At 72.3% G+C, this 14,063-nt stretch carries 13 protein-coding genes and 1 pseudogene; 6 read left to right on the top strand and 8 right to left on the bottom strand.

Annotated elements, in window-relative coordinates; genetic code table 11:
- Positions 1 to 10: 10 nt before the first annotated feature.
- Both AIIKEEIJ_RS07675 and AIIKEEIJ_RS07670 read right to left on the bottom strand, forming a co-directional pair.
- Positions 11 to 781 (bottom strand): DUF427 domain-containing protein, encoded by a 771-nt coding sequence (locus tag AIIKEEIJ_RS07675; RefSeq protein ID WP_161995346.1) that lies wholly within the window; start codon positions 779 to 781, stop codon positions 11 to 13.
- A gap of 69 nt (positions 782 to 850) precedes the next feature.
- Positions 851 to 2,326 carry a flavin-containing monooxygenase gene (locus AIIKEEIJ_RS07670; protein ID WP_065923231.1) on the bottom strand — a complete coding sequence of 492 codons (1,476 nt, stop codon included), beginning with the start codon at positions 2,324 to 2,326 and terminating at the stop codon, positions 851 to 853.
- A gap of 98 nt (positions 2,327 to 2,424) precedes the next feature.
- Between AIIKEEIJ_RS07670 and AIIKEEIJ_RS07665 the strand changes: the two genes are divergently transcribed.
- A complete protein-coding gene (locus AIIKEEIJ_RS07665) occupies positions 2,425 to 3,018 on the top strand; it encodes a TetR/AcrR family transcriptional regulator (protein ID WP_065923230.1) in 594 nt (197 codons plus the stop codon).
- Positions 3,019 to 3,030: 12 nt separating this feature from the next.
- Here the strand turns inward: AIIKEEIJ_RS07665 and AIIKEEIJ_RS07660 are convergent, their stop codons facing one another.
- Together AIIKEEIJ_RS07660 and AIIKEEIJ_RS07655 are read right to left on the bottom strand one after the other, a co-directional pair.
- Positions 3,031 to 3,336, bottom strand: coding sequence for a DUF1540 domain-containing protein (locus AIIKEEIJ_RS07660; protein ID WP_006935328.1), 306 nt, complete (start codon positions 3,334 to 3,336; stop codon positions 3,031 to 3,033).
- Between the two features lie 148 nt (positions 3,337 to 3,484).
- Positions 3,485 to 4,180: pseudogene (locus AIIKEEIJ_RS07655) on the bottom strand (MFS transporter); the annotation flags it as partial.
- Positions 4,181 to 4,296: 116 nt separating this feature from the next.
- On the opposite strand from AIIKEEIJ_RS07655, the gene AIIKEEIJ_RS32920 reads away from it, so the two are divergent.
- The 4 genes from AIIKEEIJ_RS32920 (at position 4,297) to AIIKEEIJ_RS07635 (ending at position 9,066) form a co-directional block, all read left to right on the top strand.
- On the top strand, positions 4,297 to 4,455 hold the full coding sequence (locus AIIKEEIJ_RS32920) for a hypothetical protein (RefSeq protein WP_238406244.1): 159 nt from the start codon (positions 4,297 to 4,299) through the stop codon (positions 4,453 to 4,455).
- A 79-nt stretch (positions 4,456 to 4,534) separates the two neighbouring features.
- Positions 4,535 to 5,161: a TetR/AcrR family transcriptional regulator gene (locus tag AIIKEEIJ_RS07645; RefSeq protein ID WP_161995345.1), complete on the top strand. Its 627-nt coding sequence runs from the start codon at positions 4,535 to 4,537 to the stop codon at positions 5,159 to 5,161.
- A gap of 31 nt (positions 5,162 to 5,192) precedes the next feature.
- Positions 5,193 to 8,381 (top strand): carboxyl transferase domain-containing protein, encoded by a 3,189-nt coding sequence (locus AIIKEEIJ_RS07640; RefSeq protein ID WP_161995344.1) that lies wholly within the window; start codon positions 5,193 to 5,195, stop codon positions 8,379 to 8,381.
- A 40-nt stretch (positions 8,382 to 8,421) separates the two neighbouring features.
- Positions 8,422 to 9,066, top strand: a complete 645-nt coding sequence (locus AIIKEEIJ_RS07635; protein WP_420833222.1) for a UdgX family uracil-DNA binding protein — start codon at positions 8,422 to 8,424, stop codon at positions 9,064 to 9,066.
- 47 nt (positions 9,067 to 9,113) lie between these two features.
- Here AIIKEEIJ_RS07635 and AIIKEEIJ_RS07630 read toward each other — a convergent pair whose 3' ends face one another.
- The 3 genes from AIIKEEIJ_RS07630 to AIIKEEIJ_RS07620 all read right to left on the bottom strand — a co-directional run bounded on the left by AIIKEEIJ_RS07630 (position 9,114) and on the right by AIIKEEIJ_RS07620 (position 12,313).
- Entirely contained in the window at positions 9,114 to 10,775 is a 1,662-nt protein-coding gene (locus tag AIIKEEIJ_RS07630) for an alpha/beta hydrolase (RefSeq protein WP_338020918.1), read from the bottom strand.
- A 29-nt stretch (positions 10,776 to 10,804) separates the two neighbouring features.
- Positions 10,805 to 11,185: a PLDc N-terminal domain-containing protein gene (locus AIIKEEIJ_RS07625; RefSeq protein WP_029546925.1), complete on the bottom strand. Its 381-nt coding sequence runs from the start codon at positions 11,183 to 11,185 to the stop codon at positions 10,805 to 10,807.
- A 210-nt stretch (positions 11,186 to 11,395) separates the two neighbouring features.
- Entirely contained in the window at positions 11,396 to 12,313 is a 918-nt protein-coding gene (locus AIIKEEIJ_RS07620) for a helix-turn-helix transcriptional regulator (protein WP_161995342.1), read from the bottom strand.
- Between the two features lie 204 nt (positions 12,314 to 12,517).
- Here AIIKEEIJ_RS07620 and AIIKEEIJ_RS07615 point away from each other — a divergent pair, with 204 nt between their 5' ends.
- Positions 12,518 to 13,276, top strand: a complete 759-nt coding sequence (locus AIIKEEIJ_RS07615) for a DUF998 domain-containing protein (RefSeq protein ID WP_338020917.1) — start codon at positions 12,518 to 12,520, stop codon at positions 13,274 to 13,276.
- Here the strand turns inward: AIIKEEIJ_RS07615 and AIIKEEIJ_RS07610 are convergent.
- Entirely contained in the window at positions 13,229 to 13,957 is a 729-nt protein-coding gene (locus AIIKEEIJ_RS07610) for a transporter substrate-binding domain-containing protein (protein ID WP_161995341.1), read from the bottom strand. The genes AIIKEEIJ_RS07615 and AIIKEEIJ_RS07610 overlap by 48 nt on opposite strands.
- Between the last annotated feature and the right edge of the window lie 106 nt (positions 13,958 to 14,063).

The following is a 14,063-nucleotide window of genomic DNA, read 5'->3' as shown; positions in this document are numbered from 1 at the left end:
GCCGGCGCGGTCAGCCGCCCGGACGCGCGACGGGAACGCCGTCGACGACGAGGTCCACCGCCTCGTTGTAGAACGCGACGTGGCCGGCGATCGGTGCGACGGCGAGGAGGGGATCCGGGTACGACCAGGCGACGTTCTCGGCCCGCGGCGTTCCGGTGAAGCTCCAGTACCGGGCCGTACCCTTGTAGGGGCACGACGTGTGCAGTTCCGTCTCCTCGAGTACCGAGAAGTCGACGTCGGCGGGCGGGATGTAGTACCGCACGGGCAGGTGGGTCTCGAACAGCAGCACCGGGTTCCGGGTCTCGGCGACGACCGTGCCGGCGATGGACACCTGCACGTGCCGGCTGCTGGGCAGCGCATCGACCCGGTGGTGCGGGTCGCGGGGATGAACGAAGATCTCCGTGTCCTCCTCGTACCAGTTTTCGATGCCCGCTCCCCGGCGGCCGAACCATTCGAAGCCGATGTACTCCTCGAGTCCCGCGACGTCGAGCACGAACGCCGCGGCGGGCGCCCGGGTCTCGTCGTCGGTCAGGTCGAACCACCGCGCGACGTCGTTCCTGTCGCCCGGTGCCGGGGCGGGCGCGAGGAGATCGGTGCGCACGTCGTCGCGGGGGAACAGGTAGAAGGGGACGGGATGGCCGGGCGGCCACACGAGCAGCGCGCGGATGGTGTCGACCACGGTGTGACCGGCCCAGGTTCCGCGGACCCGCCGCTCGCTGGGTTCGTACAGGTAGCCGTCCGACGGGGGCGGACGGCGGCGGGTGGCGGACCTGCGGGCCATGACCCGACGGTACGCCGGCCATCCGGGCACCGAGGACCGCCGGGCGCACGGATCACCGGCGGACACGGATCACCCGGCGGGCACGGGTTCGTCGTCGCGCGTGACGGCGTAGACGCCCGGGTCGAACGCCGACACCCGGCGACGGAGCGCGGCCGACGACCACGGCCAGTTGAAGCTGTTGCGGCCGTTGGCGTCGAAGAAGTAGCTGCGGCATCCGCCGGAGTTGTAGACCGTGCCCGGCAGGGCGGCCTGGACCTCGTCGTTGAAGGCGTCCTGGACGTCGCGCCGCACCTCGAGGGTGCGCCAGCCGCGGCGCACCGCCGTGTCGATCGCGGTCGCGACGTGCTCGAGCTGGGCTTCGAGGATGAGGAACGCCGACGTGTGACCGGTGCCGAGGCTGGGGCCGAGCAGGACGAACGCGTTGGGAAAGCCCGCGACGGACGACCCCAGGAACGCCTGCGGGCTGCCCTGCCAGTGCTCGTCGAGGCTGCGTCCCTGTCCGTCGAACATCCGGCCGGCGATCGGCATGTCGAGGATGTGGAAGCCGGTGCCGAAGACGACGGCGTCGACCTCGGCTTCGCTGCCGTCCTGGGCGATCACGGTGGAGCCGCGGATCTCGCGCACCGCGCTCGGGTGGACCTCGACGTGGGGGCGGGTGAGGGCGGGGTAGTAGGTGTTCGACATGAGCAGCCGCTTGCAGCCCAGGGTGTAGTCGGGGGTCAGGGCGCGGCGCAGCCGCGGGTCGCGGACCTGCGCCCGCAGCTGGGCGCGGCCGATCCACTGCAGTTGCCGCATGAGCCACGGGTGCCGGAAGCCGAGGCCGAGGGCCTCCATGAGCGCGTACTCGGTCGCCTCGACCAGTCGTCGCGCGCCCGGGACGCGGGCGAGCAGCCGGCGCTCGAACCCCGACAGCCGGCGGTCGGGCTTGGGCAGCACCCACTGCGCCGTCCGCTGGTACAGGTGCAGCCGCGCGACGTCCGGCGCGATCTCGGGGACGAACTGGACGGCCGAGGCTCCGGTGCCGACGACGGCCACGCGCTTGCCGCGCAGGTCGTAGTCGTGGTTCCAGCGCGCCGAGTGGAACACCTCGCCGGGGAACTGCGACAGACCGGGGATGTCGGGTACGAGCGGTTCGTTCCACGGTCCCGCGGCGGCGACGAGGAACCGCGCCCGCACGGTCCCGCCGGTGGTCTCGAGGGTCCAGCGCGCGTCGATCGGGTCCCAGTCCGCGCGCAGCATCTCGATCCCGAACCGGACGTGGGACCTCACGCCGCGGGCGTCGGCGGTGTGCTCGATGTAGTCGCGAATCTCGTTCTGCCCGGCGAAGATTCGGCTCCAGTCCCGGTTCCGGGCGAAGGAGTACGAGTACAGCAGCGAGGGCACGTCGCAGGCGCATCCGGGGTACGTGTTGGCGCGCCACGTGCCGCCGAGGGTCCCGGCCTTCTCGAGGACGACGAAGTCGGTGATCCCGCGCCGTCGCAGCGCGATCGCCGCGCCGATGCCGGAGATCCCGGCGCCGATCACCACCACCCGGTATTCGTCCATCGCGTCGTCCCCTCGTCTCCCGTGATCCCCATTCGAATACCGTCGGTATCCGGATAACCACAGTATCCGAACTTCGGCCGCTCCGGTACCGTCGAGTCGTGGCACGACCGACCCGCCAGGAGACTCAGGCACGCACCCGTGAGGATCTGCTCGCCACGGCGGCCGAGCACTTCCTCGAGCGCGGCTACGCCGCGGCGTCCCTCGACCAGATCGCCGAGGACGCCGGTTATTCCAAGGGTGCGGTGTACTCCAACTTCCGCAACAAGGACGAGTTGTGCTTCGCGGTGCTCGATCGGATCCGGGCCGAGCGCATGGGCGAGATCGCCGCGACGCTCGCGGCCGGTGCGACGCTCGACGACGTGGTGACCGCGTTCGGGGTGTGGGCCGAGCGCACCATCGGCGACCGGCGCTGGACCCTGCTCGAGATCGAGTTCTCGGTGCGCTCCCGGCACAACGAGGAGATCCGGTCCCGCATCGCGGCGGGTGCCGAAGGGGTGCGCACGCTCATCGCCGAGCTGATCCGCTCGCTCGCCGACCGGTACGACGTCACGCCCACGATGGATCCCGGGCAGGCGTCGGCCATGCTGCTCGGGCTCGGCATCGGCCTGGGCCTGCAGCGCGCGATCAGTCCCGAGCTGTCGGCGGCCGCGTTGACGGACGCGGTGCGCACGTTGATGCGGCCGCGGCGGTGAGGTCGGCGGAACCTACCGGGCTCGGTAGGTCAGGCAGTTGGCCGCGTGCTCTCCGCTGCCGGTGCCGCCCACGCGGATCTCGCTCGCGGTGCACTCGAGATCCTGGTTGTGCACGCAGTCGGCGCGCTGGCAGGCGCCGACCATGCTGCTGGTGACGGTGTCCAGGCCGCCCTTGGTCGACAGCGGGATGAACGTCTCGCAGTCGGCGCTGCCGTTGTGCCCGGCGACGTTGATGGCGTAGGCGTGGCAGCCGTCGTGGTTGTAGGAGCAGGTGCCGACGCTGCACTCGGTGACGTGCGGCATTTCCATCGTGGTCATGATCGATCCTTCCGGAGGACGGTTGTCCACTATGGGATGCAGACCATGGTAGTGGTGCGGCGGGTGTGCGAACAGGGTAGTGGCCGAGCGGATTTCGTTGGTGTGCGGTGCATTTCGAGAACACCCGTGTTGCGTAAACCGGGTCGGCTCACACCCGGGCCGCGGCGGGCTCGCGCACCGGTTCGAGGCTCGGCCGCCGGGCGACGGGGATGGCGAGGGTGACGGCGGCGGCGACGGGGGCGACACCGCAGCCGATGAGCATCCCGGTGCGGAACCCGCCCTCGGTCGGCAGGCTGTAGCCGCCGACCGGCACGCTCATCTGCGACAGGACCACGCCGACCACCGCCGCCGACACCGAGGTGCCCACTGCGCGCATCAGGGAGTTGACGCTGTTCGCCGACGCCGTGGCGGACTGCGGCACCGCACCCATGATCAGCGCGGGCATGGCCCCGTAGGCGAAGCCGACACCGGCGCTGCCGATGCAGACGACGAGCATCAAGCCCCACGTCGAGCCCATGAGCAGCAGGGACACCCCGTAGCCGGCGGCGATGACCAGGCATCCGATCAACAGGGTGACCTTCGGGCCGCGGGTCGCGGACAATTTTCCGCCGATCGGTGAGACGGCCATCATCACCAGGCCGCCCGGTGCCATCCACAGTCCCATGGCCGGCATCGACCGGCCCAGGCCGTAGCCGGTCTCGGCGGGCAGCTGCAGCAGCTGCGGCACGATGAGCGACTGCGCGTACATCCCGAACCCCACCACGACCGAGGCGGCGTTGGTCGGCAGCGCCTGGGGCCGGGCGGTGGCCCGCAGGTCCACGAGCGGATGCGGCCGGCGCAGCTCTCGCCGAGCGCATCCCCGACCCCGAGGGGGGCGTCGCGCGCAAGTTCCGCATCACCGCGGAGGGTGTCCGTCGCCTCGACGACGAACGCGCCCGCTCCGTCGCCGGGCTCGAGCGGGTGCTGGTCGACTGGGATCCCGCCGAGGTCGCCGAGTTCGCCCGCTGGCTCGAACGGTTCAACACCGACATCGAGCGTCTGGCGGGGCGCCCCTGGCCCCGGCCGGTGAGCTCGCCCGGATCGTCCCCGTCCCACCCCGAGGGCCGCAGCGGGTCCTGAGCCCGCGCCCGCCCGGCGGCGTGGAGCGACACGAGCGCGGCGTCCGCCGTTGACATTGACGTCAACGTCAACGCATGCTGTGCGGGTGACGACGAGCGAAGCCCAGGAACGGGCCCGGTCCGCCCGGCGCGACAGCGACGGCCCGCGCCGGCAGGCCCTGCTCGAGACCGCCCGCGACTGCTTCGGCGAACTCGGCTACGAGCGCACCACCGTCGCGGTGATCACCGGCCGCGCCGACGTCTCCCGCGCCACCTTCTACGCGTACTTCTCCTCCAAGGAGGAGGTGTTCCGCGCGCTCGCCACCCTCGTGTGCCGGCAGTTCCTCGACGCCCAGCACATGGAGGGGCGGGCGGTGGACGACCTGCGCCGGGTGCTGCGCACCACCACCCGCGCCTTCATCGAGTCCGTCTACGTCAACGGCCGCATCCTCGAGCTGATCGAACACCGCGCCCGCCTCGACGAGGAGGTCGGCGCCGAGTGGGAGAGCGTGCGCGAACGCCTCGTGGGCCGCTACGTGCGGTTCGTCGAGCGCATCAACGCCACCGGCGAGGTGCTCCCGTGCGCGCCACCCGAACGCATCGCCCGCACCCTCGCCGACGCGCAACGCGCCGGCGCCCTGCGTCTGCTCGGCGCCCCGAGACAGGAACAGCAGTCCTACATCGACGACATGATCGCGATGTCCGAACGGCTCATCGGCTTCCGCTGACCGGCCCCGACCGACAGGACCCCCGACACCCATGCTGCTCGTAGCCAACCGCGGCGAGATCGCCCTGCGGGTCATCCGTTCCGCCACCGAATTCGGCCTCGACACCGTCGCCGTGTATGCCGAGGACGACGCGGACAGCCCGCACGTCGCCGCCGCCACCCGCGCCGTCGCGTTGACCGGTGCCGGACCGGCCGCCTACCTCGACGGGCAGGCGCTGCTGCGCGCCGCCGCCGAGACCGGCTGCACCCTCGTTCACCCCGGATACGGATTCCTCAGCGAGAACGCCGAATTCGCCGAAGCGTGCGCCGCGGCCGGGGTGACGTTCGTCGGCCCCAAGCCGCAGGTGCTGCGGATCTTCGGCGACAAGGCCGCCGCCCGCCGCACCGCCGTCGCCGCACAGGTGCCCGTGCTGCCCGCCACCGACGGGGGCGTCACGGCCGGCGCGGCCCGCGACTTCCTCGCCGCCCACCCCGGCGGCATCGTCCTGAAGGCGCTCGCCGGCGGGGGCGGCCGCGGCATGCGGATCGTGCGCGACGCCGCGGACCTCGACGACGCCTTCCGCGCGTGTACGGCCGAGGCGGAGTTGGGTTTCGGCAACGGCGCGCTGTTCGCCGAGGCCCTGTGCGCTCGGGCCCGGCACATCGAGGTGCAGGTCGTCGCGGCCCCCGACGGCGCGGGCGGGGTGCGGGCTCTCGCGCTCGGTGACCGGGACTGCAGCGTGCAGCGACGCCACCAGAAGCTCGTGGAAATCGCTCCGGCGCAACGGCTCGGCGCGACGGTGCGCCGCGCGCTGCACGAGGCCGCGGCGCGGCTGTGCGCATCGGTGGGCTATCGGGGTCTGGCCACCGTCGAGTTCCTCGTCGCCGGCGACGACGCGGTGTTCCTCGAGGTGAACCCCCGGATCCAGGTGGAGCACACGGTCACCGAGGAGGTCACCGGCGTCGACCTGGCCGCGACGCAGATCGCGATCGCCCGCGGTGCCCGGTTCGACGAACTCGGCCTGCCCGGCGGCGTCACCGCCGACGGCGCCGGCGTGCGCGGCGAGCCCGCCGCCGCGAGGGGCATCGCCGTCCAGGCTCGCGTCAACACCGAGACGATGCGCCCCGACGGCCGGGCCGTACCCGCCTCCGGCACGCTCACCGTGTTCACGCCGCCCACCGGACCGGGCGTCCGCGTCGACACCTACGGCCGTCCCGGGCTGACGACCAGCCCGCGCTACGACTCGTTGCTGGCCAAGGTGATCACCCACACCCGCATCGACGACTTCGCGGCGGCGCTGCGCAAGACGGACGCGGCGCTCGGCGACCTGCTCGTCGAGGGTGTCGCCACCAATGCCGAGTTTCTGCAGAACATCCTGCGCGACAAGGACTTCGCGGCATCCGACGTGCACACGTCGTGGCTGGACGAACGGATCGCCGACCTCGCCGTCGCCGGCCCCGACGGCGCACCGGCCGTCGCGCCGGAACTGCACGCGGGGGAGGAGGCGGTGCGCGCCGACATGGTCGGCACCGTCGTCGAGACCGCCGCCGACGGCGACGCGCTCGCGCCGGGCGCACCCGTCGCGGTGCTCGAGGCGATGAAGATGCAGCACGTGGTGTCCGCCTCCGGATCGGCGACCGTGGTGCGCCTGCTGGTGCGGCCGGGGCAGACCGTGCAGCCGGGGGAGGTGCTCGCCGTGGTGCGCGCCGGGTCCGGCGACGCGGCCACCGGCGACGGGGGTGAGCGGGACCTCGACGCCGTGCGCGACGACCTCACCGAGATCCGGAACCGGCACGCCCGCACCCTCGACGCCGCCCGGCCCGACGCGGTCGCCAAGCGGCACCGGACGGGCCGTCGAACCGCGCGGGAGAACATCGCCGACCTCGTCGACGACGGCACCTTCGTCGAGTACGGGCCGCTCGTGCTCGCCGCGCAGCGCAGCCGGCGCAGCGAGGAGGATTTGATCGCCAACACCCCCGCCGACGGGCTCGTCGGCGGTCTCGCCCGCATCGACGGTGCCGAATCGGTGGTGCTCTCCTACGACTACACCGTCCTCGCCGGCACACAGGGCATGCGCAACCACAGCAAGACCGACCGGCTGCTCGCACTCGCCGCCCGCCGCGAGGTGCCGCTCGTGTTGTTCGCCGAGGGCGGCGGCGGACGGCCCGGGGACGTCGACGCCGGACCCGGACAGGGCCTGGAGCTGTCGACGTTCCGCGCGATGGCCGCCCTGCGGGGGCGCGTCCCCACCGTCGCGGTGGTCTCCGGGCGGTGCTTCGCCGGCAACGCCGCCCTCGCCGGCGTGTGCGACGTGCTGATCGCCACCCCCGACACCAACATCGGCATGGGCGGGCCCGCGATGATCGAGGGCGGCGGGCTCGGCGTGTACCGGCCCGAGGACATCGGCCCGATCGACGTGCAGCGCCGCAACGGCGTCGTGCACCTCGCCGCACGCGACGAGGCGCACGCCGTCGAACTGGCCCGGCAGTACCTCGGCTACTTCACCGCCGCCGCCGGCGAGTGGGCGGCCCCGGACCCGCGGCTGGCGCGCCACGTCGTTCCCGAGAACCGGTTGCGCGCCTACGACGTGCGCGCGGCGATCGATGCGATCGCCGACGTCGGTTCCGTGCTCGAACTGCGCGGCGACTACGGTGTCGGCATCGTCACCGCCCTCGTCCGCGTCGAGGGCGCGGCGTACGGGGTGCTCGCCAACAGCAGCCACCACCTCGGCGGCGCGATCGACGCCGAGGCCGCGGACAAGGCCGCCGACTTCCTCGAGCTGTGCCAGGCGCACCGCCTGCCCGTCGTGAGCCTCTGCGACACACCGGGATTCATGGTCGGACCCGAGTCGGAGAAGGAGGCCACGGTGCGCCGGTTCGGCCGGCTGTTCGTCGCCGGTGCGCGCCTGACCGTCCCGTTCGGCACGATCATCCTGCGCAAGGGTTACGGCCTCGGCGCCATGGCCATGGCCGGCGGGTCCTTCCACGCACCCGAGTTCACCGTGGCGTGGCCCACCGGCGAGATCGGCGGCATGGGGCTCGAGGGGGCGGTGCGGCTCGGCTTCCGCAAGGAACTCGAGGCCGCACCCGACCGGGCCGCGCGCGACGAGCTGTTCGCGCAGCTCGTCGCCGCCGCCTACCAGCACGGCAAGGCCCTGCAGGCCGCGACGATCTTCGAACTCGACGACGTCATCGATCCCGCCGATACACGGGCCTGGGTGTCGCGGCTGCGCATGTCCTGAGCGCCGGTGGGTACCCGTCCGTCACCGAAGGGAGGTGGCGGTGAGCAGGCAACCGGGAGCCGAGGAGTTCGTGCCGGAGACCACCGACCTGGCCGAGCTCGCGGCCGCGGCGGGCGGCTGCCGCGGATGCGAGCTGTACCGGAACGCCGAACGCACCGTGTTCGGCGCCGGCCCGGCCACGGCCCGGCTCGTGCTCGTCGGCGAGCAGCCCGGCGATCAGGAGGACCGGGCCGGGGAGCCGTTCGTCGGCCCGGCCGGGCGGCTGCTCGACCGGGCCCTCGAGGAGGCGGGGATCGACCGCGGCGAGGTCTACGTGACCAACGCGGTCAAGCACTTCAAGTTCGAGCGGGCCGCCGCCGGCGGGCGTCGCATCCACAAGAAACCGGCACGCGGCGAGATCGTCGCGTGCCGGCCCTGGTTGGTCGCCGAACTGCGGGCCGTGCAGCCCGACGTGCTCGTGTGCCTCGGCGCCACCGCGGCCCAGTCGCTGCTCGGCCCGTCGTTCCGGGTGACCGCGCACCGGGGGGAGATCCTGCACCTCGACGGGGAGGTGCAGATTCCGTCCGCTCCGGCCGTCGTCGCCACGATCCACCCGTCGGCGATCCTGCGCGGACCGGCGGAGCAGCGGGACGAGGCCCTCGCCGGGCTGGTCGCCGATCTGCGGGTGGCCGCCGGGGCGCTGTAGTACCTACAGATGTCCAGTACCTACAGCTGTTCGGTACCCACAGCGGTTCAGTCGTCGGACGCCGTTCCGGCGAGGGCGTTCTGCACCCGGTGGGTGGCCGCGTCGTCCCAGCCGTCGGGGGCGAGGATGTCCGCCCACAACTGCGCGGCCTCCGGCCCGTACGCGTGGCCGAACCCGGACGGGACGTCGGCGGAGAACACCATGTCGAGCGTGACCTGCCAGAACGTGACGAACGGCAGCCACCGCATGCCCGGATCCACATCCGGGCCGAGCGGCTCCCGCAACCAGTCCGGCTCCCGCAGCAACAGCTCGAACGACCACCAGGTGATCGGATCGCTCGCGTGCTGCCAGAACACCACCCGCGGAAACTGCCACGGCCCGGGCAGGTCCGCGTCGTCCGGGCGGGACGCGAACCGGATGTGGCGGCCGGCGTCGACCACCGGCAGCCGCTCGAGCGACCCCGGGTCGCGGTCCGCGGTGATCTCCCCCCACGGCTGCGCGAAGTTCGGGGTACCCACCAGCAGCGCCCCGTCGGTCCGGGCGACCAGGTCCGGCCCCGACGCGAACGCCGCCTGACCGCCGTACGAGCCCAGGCTCTCGCCGAACACCACCAGCGTCGGCCGCTCCGGCTCGGGCCGCGCCGACCACGCCGCATACACCGCCTCGAACAGCGCCCGCCCTGCCAGCCGGGGCGTCTCCCGGTCGGCGACGAACGACAACGCGCTGGGCAGGAACGAGTACTGCATGGCCGCGATCGCCGAATCCCCGCCGGCGACGTATTCGAAGGCCCCGGCGACGTTCGCGTTGACCCAGCCGCGGCCGGTGGTGGTCACCACCGCCAGCACCCGGCGGTCGAATGCGTCGGTGCGCTCGAGCTCGGCGACGACCCGGTCCGCGATGCCCTCGACCGTGTCGGCGGATTCGCGGCCGGCATAGACCCGGATCGGGGTGCGCGCCGGCGCCCCGGTGACGGTCTCGATCTGCTCGGCGCTCGGCCCGCCCGCGACGAAGGTGCGGCCCTCCCGGCCCAGGGTGTCCCACGCCTCGTTCGAGGCCGGCGATCCGGACCGTTCCGGCAGCCCGGGCTGCACCACACCCGGTGCGGTGCCCTGATCGGCCACCTCGGACGAGCGTTCCGCCACGCCCAGCACACCCCGGTGGACGGCGCCGTCGAGCACGAACACGCTCAGGAGCACCACGAGGGTCACCGCCCCGAGCCGGGCGACGGGCCCGGGCACGTACCGCCGGCCCAGCCGGGTCAACCGGTTCGTGCCCGCACGCAGGCCCCGGCCGATCGTCAGCAGCGCCAGAGCGACGACCAGGGCGATCAGCAGCACCAGCAGATAGAACGAGCGCTGGGCCCGCGGCACCCCCACCAGGTCCCGGATGATCTGCTGCCACCACGACCCCAGCACGAGGAACACCGGCACCAGCACCAGCGCCGCCCCGGCCAGAATCCACCAGCCGACCCGGCGGGTCCGCTCCGACCACTGCGGATCGACGCCGCAGCGCCGGACCACCCAGGCGAGCAGGCAGCCGATCCCATAGCCGGTCACCAGGCTCAGCCCCGACGCCACGCCCTGCAGATACCACACCCGCGGCAGCAACGACGGCGTCATCGACCAGACGAAGAACACCAGCGCGAAGCCCAGACCGATCGGGTGGAACCGGCGCCCGTAGCCGAGCAGCCGAGCGCGCGGCGTGACCACCCGGCCGGGCTCGACGTCAGCGGTGGTAGTCAGCGCAGGGCCTTGGCCTTGAGCCGGTCGAACTCGTCGCCGGTGATCGTCCCGGCCTCGAGCAGTGCCTGGGCCTCGGCGATCTCGGCCGCCGGGGATCGTCCGGCCACCTTGCGGATGTAGTCGTCGGCCGCGTGCTGGGCCGCCTCGTGGGCGGCCGCGTGCCGCTCGGACATGCCGCGGCCCCGCACCAGCAGGTAGACGAAGGCGGTCAGGTACGGGAGGACGACCAGGAAGATGATCCACACGACCTTGACCACGGCGGACGTGGAACGGTCACGGAACAGGTCCGTCAGCACCTGGAACAGGATCAGCAGGTACGCGACGAACGCGAAGACGACCAGGGTGTACCACAACAGGTCCCACAACGAATCCAGCATCACGCACACGCCTCTCACGGTTCGGAGGTGCCCGGGAAACGGACGGAAAGGACACCCGGACGCAAACAGGTACACGGTCTTCGCCGGGCACCGGAACACGGCGGCGCAGAATGCGCCGTGGTGACGCGAAATGCAGCACGATCATTCCGGGTGCGGGTCGAGGCCCAGCGTGGTCGCAGCCCGGTGCGGTCGAGCCCGGTGTGGTCGAGCTCAGTGCGGTCGCAGCTCACTCGGGCTCACGCCGCGCACCGCGCGAAGGGCGCGACGCAGCTCGGCGCTGGACGCGAAACCGGCGATCGCCGCGATCTCGGCGACCGTGGTGCGGGCATAGGCGGGTTCCTGGAGGAGCACGGCGGCGCGGTGCGCGCGCAGTCGCCGGATCTGGGACGCGACCGTGGTGTCGTGGGCCGCGAAGGCGCGCTGCAGGCTCCGCAAGGACATCTGCAGCCGCTCCGCGATCACGGTCGGAGTCAGCATCGGGTCGCTGTGATGGGCCCGGACGAGGGTGAGGGCGCGGGTGTACGCGCTGCCGCACAGTTCGCCGGAATCGGCGCCGTAGCCGAGCGATTCGTGGTGCAGCCCCACCACGAGCTCGATCAGGGCGTTCTCCACGCCGCGCGGGGCCGCGGTGGTGTTGTGACGACCGCGTTCGCGGAGCATGGCCATTCCCACTGCGTTGAGCGCGTGCGTCGACAGGGTGGGCTTGGCCGGCCCGAACGTCACGGCCGTCTCCTCGAGATCGAGTCCGCGTTCTTCGAGCCGGTGGCGGGGAATGCGCACCAGGAGCAGGTCCGAGCCGTCCGCATCCGCGGCCTCGTATCGATTCCACCCGACCTGCAGGACGATCCGGCCGCTCTTGACGTGTACCCGGGTGGTGCCGTGGTCGACCATCCGCTCGCCGGTGAGCATCAGGAACAGGTTCGCGACCTCGCCGTCCTCGACGACGCCGGCCAGAGCACGATGCGGTGACATCTGCACCCGGCCGACACTGATCGCCCCGACGTTGCAGATCTCCATCCGGAACCGGAACTGCGTCACGTCGGGGACGAACAGCTCGGTGCGGCTCCCGGCATCGGAGGCCATCGCCTCGAAGCCCTGCCGGCCCCGCAGTTCGATCTTCCGATACACCCTCGTCCCTTCCGCCCCGGCGCGTCCGTGGCTCGGTGCGTCAGCGTGGCATGCTGCAACGGCCGTGGCGGGGGATACGGGCGACGGATAGCTCACATTCCGCGGGGATCGGGGCCGAAGGTCTCTGGCGTCGCCTCCCCGGCCGGATCATGCTGGACCCATCGGGCGCCCGCACCGCCGAGTCGGCGTCCGGGGAGGTCGACGGTGTCCACCCCTGCTCCGCACACATCCCAGGCCCGGCGCGACGGGTCGCACCGTCCGAGCACGGCGTCGACGGTGCTGCTCGCCTGCGGGGTCGTGTCGTCGCTGTTGTACGTGGTTGCGCACGAGATACTCGCGGCTGCGCTCTACGACGGCTACAGCCGGTTCGATCAGGCGATCAGCGAGCTGACGTCGGTCGGCGCGCCGACCCGGGCACCCCTGACCGCTGTGGGATTCGTGTACGACGTGCTGATCGTCGCCTTCGGGATCGGCGTGTGGCGGACGGGCCGCGGCGTCCGCCCCCTGCGCATCGCGGGAGTTCTCCTGGTGGCCTACGGATTCGTGGGACCCCTGTGGCTGCCGTTTCCGATGACCGGACGTGAGGACATCGAGGCCGGGGCCGCCATGCCGCTCGCCGACACCATGCACCTGGTTCTCAGCGCGGTGACGGTCTCGCTGTGGTGCGCGATGATCGGGTTCGCGGCCGCTGCCTTCGGAACCTGGTTCCGGGTGTACTCGGCGGTCACGGTCGCGACGATCCTGGCGTTCGGAGCATGGACGGGCCGGTACGTGCCGGCGGTCGCCGCCGCCGAGCCGACCCCCGGCATGGGCGCGGTCGAACGCGTGATGTTCGGTGCGTTCGTGCTGTGGGTCGCGGTGCTGGCGGTCGTTCTGCTCGTCCGCCGCACCCGGCCGGCATCGCTTCGCGGTGCGTCAGGAGGACGACGTGCCGTCGCCCCGAGCGAGGGAGAGCCATCGTGAAACCAGCGCGCCGAGCGTGCCGTCCGCGGTGAGGGCGCGCTGCGCCTCCTCGAGATCGGCGCGCAGCACGGCATCGCCGAGGCGCACCGCCAGGGCGATCTCCTCGCGGGTGATGTCGTACTCGACGACGTCGACGTGTGTCCGGTCGCGGGTCAGCCACGTCAGGACGGGACCGAGCTTCATGAAGGCGTCGCACCCGCCGGTCGACAGCTCGTCCAGGGCACGGTCGATCTCGTGGTACGCGTACACCCGGATCCCGCCGATCCGTCCCTCGGCGAGAAGGCGTTTCACCACCGGTTCGCTGGTGTTCCCCTGCTGCACCCCGACGGTCAGGCCCGTCAGGTCTGCCACCCCCTGCACCGCGGGGTGACGGGCGGTGTCGACCGCCAGAGACTGCCCGGACACGAAGTACGGCGCGCAGAACGAGGCCCGCTCGCGGCGCGGCTCGGTGACGGTGGTGCCGGAGGCGACGACGTCGAAGCGCCCCGCCGCCAGCTCGTCGAAGATCGTCTCGAAGTCGTCGCCCTCGTGCGGGACGAATTCCCACCGCAGCCCGAGGTGCCCGGCGAGGGCCCGGGTGAGGTCGATGTCGAACCCCACGGGCCCGCCACGCTCGTAGAACTCGAACGGCGGATCGGGCATCGCCGATCCCACCCGCAGTGCGGAGGTCCGGGTGGTCATCACTGGCGGCCCGGGTGCGGCCGGACGCGGGTCGTCACAGCACCGGTTTCGGACATCGGCAACCGTCCCGTCCGTTGTGCCTGTCCGTTTCGTCGCACTCTTCTCG

Source organism: Rhodococcus sp. YH1 (assembly GCF_009939605.1).
GTDB classification, from domain to species: Bacteria; Actinomycetota; Actinomycetes; order Mycobacteriales; family Mycobacteriaceae; genus Rhodococcus; species Rhodococcus aetherivorans.
Note: the sequence above shows the minus strand (reverse complement) of the source record. Positions and strands in the feature narration are given on the sequence as shown.